Genomic DNA, 4,769 nt, shown 5'->3' with positions numbered 1-4,769 from the left:
AGCAACGGGGTACACAAGGCATCGGCATACTGCTCGAAGGTAGGACAGGTCAATTCTCCAGGAAGCATCTGATTGAGGGGGGTATTGGCCGAGGCGTATCCACCTCCTAGATCCAGATATTCGATCTCTACATCCAGAAATTTTTCAATCTGCTTAGCGAGCCCCATCAAGCCGGACATGGCCCGATCATAAATTCCCGGATCCGTCAGGTAAGTCCCAGCGTGGATATGCAGCCCGGCTACTTTGAGCGTCCCTGAGGCATGGATCCGCTGGCAGGCCTCCCAGGCCTGCCCCGATTCTAAGTTAAACCCAAATTTGTTCCACGGAGGGTAATTGAGATTCATGTTGACTCGTATACCTACCTTAAGCGGCGATTTCAAACGCGCAGTGATCTCCTCGAGTTGATAGATTTCAGTCATAGAATCGATATTGATAAAGGCTCCTTCTCGAACTGCTCGCAGGAGTTGATCGGACGGTTTGTAGGGACCATTGTAAACAATCTGATTGCCCGGAACCTCTAACAACCGGGCTAGATCGTACTCAAACCCAGAAGTCACTTCGGCCCGGGTACCCTCCTCCTTCAGGATGGCACAGATACCCATCAGGTAATTGGTCTTATAAGAATAGGCTACGATCGTATCAGGGTAGAGGGATCGGAATGCCTTGATAAACTCCTGGTATTTTCTCCTGAGGGTTTGCTCAGAGACAACATAAAGAGGAGAGCCGTACTTTTCCAAGAGAGAGCTGACAGGAATGCCATCAATCTCTTTAAAGGCACCCGAAACGTAGCTGCGGCCCGCATACTTGTTAACCGATTTCAGGAGATTTCGAACGATGGTCGGCTTCTCATAAACTTCTTTTTTTCTTTTTTTCATGGAAGGTCCATTCTCCCTTGGTCATGAGTCTGGCCAACGAACCGATGTCAGTGACCAGATCGTCAGCAATGCGCACAAAAAGCATACCGGATTGATACCCTTCGAAGGGCCTTACTTTTTTCCCCAGGGCGAGCTGAAGGTAGGCCAGGGGCATATTTTGACCTGCCTGGGTTGCTAGGTAGATCCAGGCTGGAAACCGGTTGTTAATCTCAATCAGGTAGTATCGGCCCGAAACCGTTTCTTTGATGAACTCTATTTCCATGGGGCCAATCCATTCGAAGTGTTTAATCAAATGTCGAGCGATCTTTGTGAGTTCTTGTTCTTGAACGGTGACCCCCGCCCAAGTCGTGCCCCCGGCATCCTGGATGATCTTTTTCATGGCGACGATTCCAACGGCCTCTCTGCGCTGGTCGGCGAGACAGGCCACCGCATATTCCTCTCCCTGAACGGCACTCTGCAGGATAATGGGCGTTCCCCAAGTTCTGGTCAGCAAGTCGAAATAGACCCCGGCTTCTGTCAAGGAGCCAGCCTGATAAGCCTCTCCCAAAGGCCCCTTCAGCATCAAGGGGAAACTCAAAACCCGAGACTGATAGAAAAGATCGTTTCGTGAATGGATGACCGCCGAGCGCGGCAGGCTGAAGCTCTTGAAAGGCTCCAATCCGACCAATTGCTCCTTCGAGATGGCTTTGAGGCTATCCTCTTTTGGCAGTAAAACCCTGATGCCCAAGTTTTTCAAATCAGCCTCCATACGTGAAATGACGGCTACCTCCGCGTCAATGGTCGGGATAAGACAGTCTATGTGGACCCTCGAAGTGATGGCGGCGAGCTTTTTTAAAAATGGCTCCGGATGGGTCTGAGGGAAAGGTACCTCAACAACTTCATCGGCCAGGGGAAGGGAATGGATTCCATCCGAAAACATGTCGTAGGCCAGGGCAACGATAGAGACCCGGACTTGAGGATCTATTCTCAGGCTGTGAATCACTCCGATCCCAGGGGAAGGGGTTTGCGAAGAGTTAAGGCCGGTGACAGCCACGTTGATTTGGTCTTTTTTTTGTTTTCTCAACGGTAGACAATCTCCCCATGAATGGCAATTTTTTTAAGGAGGTCAAAGTTGACAACATATTCCTGGGCGGAACGGTAGAACATCACTCCGGTCTGGTAGGGGGGCATTGGCTTTACCCGTTTCCCCATTGCGATTTGGAAAGTGGCGAGCGGTAGGTTCTGCCCGGCTTTGGCTGCCAGGTAGATCCAGGAGGGAAACCTGGAGTTCACTTCGACTAAGTAGAATTTTGGTGAGAAGGCTCCCTTGAGGAACTCTAATTCAATAGGCCCGGTCCACTCCAGTTTAGCCAGGATCTTTCTCCCCAAGTTGAGGAAATCCTGATCATGGACGGTTACTCCTGCCCAGGCTTTCCCCTTTCCGGTGATGCCAATCTTCTTCATTACCACAGCCCCGATCAATTCCCTTTCTCCATCCGTCAGCGCTGCGATGTTATATTCTTCTCCCACAACGTGCTCCTGGGCCAGAAGAGGAAATCCCCAGGAATAAACGAGGCGGTCGAAAAAGACTTCAGCCTCCTCCTCGTTGCTGGCGATGTGACAGTCCAGGAAGGGGCCTTTAAGCACAATTGGCAACCCCAGATCGCTGATCACAGGTTGTAGCTGTCCTTTGCTGGTAATAGTAATTGTCTTCGGAACGTTGAATCCGTGCCTCTGGGCAAATTCAGCAAGGGCGATCTTGGCACGCGTCTTAATTTGTCTCTCCTCAGGGATGAGTAGCCGGATGCCCATGGTCCGCAGTTTCTCCTTTGCCCGGGCATAGATGACCGTCTCCGAATCGAGGGTAGGAATGATGGTGTCGATGCGTGTTTTTTGAACGATCTCTTTCAACCTCTCCAGAAGTGGTCCCTCTCCATCCGCCGGTGGAGGAATAAGATAGACCTCGTCCAGAAGTCCGTGGGCAAAAACCCCCGTAGATAGCACATCGAAGGCCAATCCAATGAACTTTCCCTTGAATTGACCGGATTCCTTGATGCTTTTGACAATGGCCAATCCCGGAGAGGGATTATCCATTGAGATAAGGCCAGTCACGGCCAAGTTTCCCTTAATCATGAGCTGCCCCGACGCCCAACTCCTTCATCTGGTCAACAAAGCCGAGAACATCAGAGAGGGCCTCCTCTGAACCCACATCGTAATTTTCGGTGACCGCTTCTACCACCTTGGCAATCGGTTTGCCTTCGTAAAACTGTTTGACGATGAAAGCCCCAACCCGGTTGAGGGTATAAAGGTTACCGCTGTTCGAGTCGAAAAGGAATCCATTCTCCCCGGGAGGAAGTTCAGGAGAGATGAAGCTGGAGATGGTGACCTTCCTCTTGGCTTTGGCCAAGTACTGGTGCTTTTGACAGTACTCGGTCTTTCCCATTGCCCAGGCTTCACACCTCTTTCCTGTGACTAAAAAAGCGATGCAACGTTTCCTCTTCATGGCAAAGTCCTCACCCTCTTCTTATTTTTGCCCCATGTCCTTGAGTCCTTCGATGGCAGAAGGATCATATGGATTCAATTTAAGTGCAGCCTTAAAAGCCTGGCGTGCTCCTTCCATATTCTTTAGCCGGTAAAGGGCCCAGCCCAGTCCGCTTTGATAGGTGGCCACATTTGGAAAAGCGAAGACGATCTTCTCAAATTCTTCTTTGGCTCCTCTAAAGTTCTCCTTGAAATAGTAGGACCATGCCAGATCAGCCCGCACATTGCTCAAGGAAGGCTCCTTAGCCAAGGCTTTCTCAAAATAGGAGATGGCCCGATCATAGTTCTTCTGCGAATAAGAGAGGTAAGCCAGTCCACAGAAAGCATCCGCATTGTCCGGAGTTTGGGCGAGAACCTGTTCAAACCTCTGTTGAGCTTCCTTGAACAGCCCCTTCTGATAATAACTCCAACCCAACTTGCCATAGAGGTCGATCCCCTCCTTCACTCCCTTAAAGGCCTTCTCGAAGTCTTCGTCTTCGACATACTTGGGATAAATGGCGATGGCTTTGGCAAAGTTGTCCTTGGCCTGGGCCTTCTTGCCTTTTTTCCATTGGCTCCAAGCCAATCCCTTATATGGATCCGCCAGATAGGGATTGAGGCTCACGGCCACTTCGAAGGCCTTGATGGCGTTGTCGTGATCGCCCTTTTTATAAAAAGCCCATCCCAAGTTGGATTGGACATCTACGTTTGCTGGATAAGTTTTGAGGGATTCGCGAAACTCAGAAATGGCCTGAGCAAAATCTCCGTTCTGGAAATGGATATATCCCAGGCCTTGGTGGGCACTGAAATCCTCCGGTGCTTTGGCCAGAACCTTTTTGAACTCTTCAGCGGCGCCCTGGTAATCTTTCTTCCAGTAAAGGCTCCAGCCGATTCCCAGGGGAAGACGGTCGGCCTCCTTCTGCGGAAGGAGCTGGGGTTTGGCCTCCATGGCCGCTTTAAACTCTTTGATGGCCTGTTCAAAATCTCCCAGATAATAGTAGTTCCAGGCTTTGTTGGCCGGGGCATAGCGCACCCGCGATACGGCATTCAATCCATTGTAGGAATCCGGGTAATTGGGGTCGGCCTTCTGAGCCTCCTTGAACTCCTTCTCCGCTTCATCATACTTTTCTTTCATGAAAAGGCACCAGGCCAGACCGGTGCGGGGATTGGTCCATTTCGGCTGGCGGGCGATCACTTCTTGGAAAATAGCCATGGCCTTATCGTAGTCCTTTTTTAAATAGTAGGACCAGGCGATGCGGCTTTGGGCATCACTCTGGATGAAGTAAACCCCGGGGGTGTGGAGGACGGAAACATACTCTTTGACCGATTCAAGTTTGGGATCCAGTTTCCAGGATTTTTCCAGGTGGGAGATGGCTGGATCATACTTTTTCTGAC

General features: G+C 50.6%; 5 protein-coding genes. All 5 read right to left on the bottom strand.

Features of this window, described 5'->3' with window-relative positions; translation table 11 throughout:
* Positions 1–875: alanine racemase (locus tag Q7V48_13085; protein MDO9211664.1), on the bottom strand; the 875-nt coding region annotated here is incomplete at its 3' end.
* Positions 847–1,938: an ATP-grasp domain-containing protein gene (locus tag Q7V48_13080; protein ID MDO9211663.1), complete on the bottom strand. Its 1,092-nt coding sequence runs from the start codon at positions 1,936–1,938 to the stop codon at positions 847–849. The genes Q7V48_13085 and Q7V48_13080, both read right to left, overlap by 29 nt.
* Complete coding sequence (locus Q7V48_13075) at positions 1,935–2,987, bottom strand: ATP-grasp domain-containing protein (protein ID MDO9211662.1); 1,053 nt, start codon at positions 2,985–2,987, stop codon at positions 1,935–1,937. Before Q7V48_13075 ends, Q7V48_13080 begins: the two co-directional genes overlap by 4 nt.
* On the bottom strand, positions 2,980–3,357 hold the full coding sequence (locus tag Q7V48_13070; protein MDO9211661.1) for a PqqD family protein: 378 nt from the start codon (positions 3,355–3,357) through the stop codon (positions 2,980–2,982). Before Q7V48_13070 ends, Q7V48_13075 begins: the two co-directional genes overlap by 8 nt.
* A 21-nt stretch (positions 3,358–3,378) precedes the next feature.
* Positions 3,379–4,769 (bottom strand): tetratricopeptide repeat protein (locus tag Q7V48_13065; protein ID MDO9211660.1); only part of this gene is annotated, 1,391 nt, incomplete at its 5' end.

This window comes from Deltaproteobacteria bacterium, assembly GCA_030654105.1.
GTDB lineage: Bacteria > Desulfobacterota > SM23-61 > SM23-61 > SM23-61 > JAHJQK01.
Note: the sequence above shows the minus strand (reverse complement) of the source record. Positions and strands in the feature narration are given on the sequence as shown.

Coding starts and splice junctions, on each gene's coding strand:
- Q7V48_13075 (MDO9211662.1), bottom strand. CDS start 2,987: ATGATTAAGGGAAACTTGGCCGTGACTGGCCTTATCTCAATGGATAAT.
- Q7V48_13070 (MDO9211661.1), bottom strand. CDS start 3,357: ATGAAGAGGAAACGTTGCATCGCTTTTTTAGTCACAGGAAAGAGGTGT.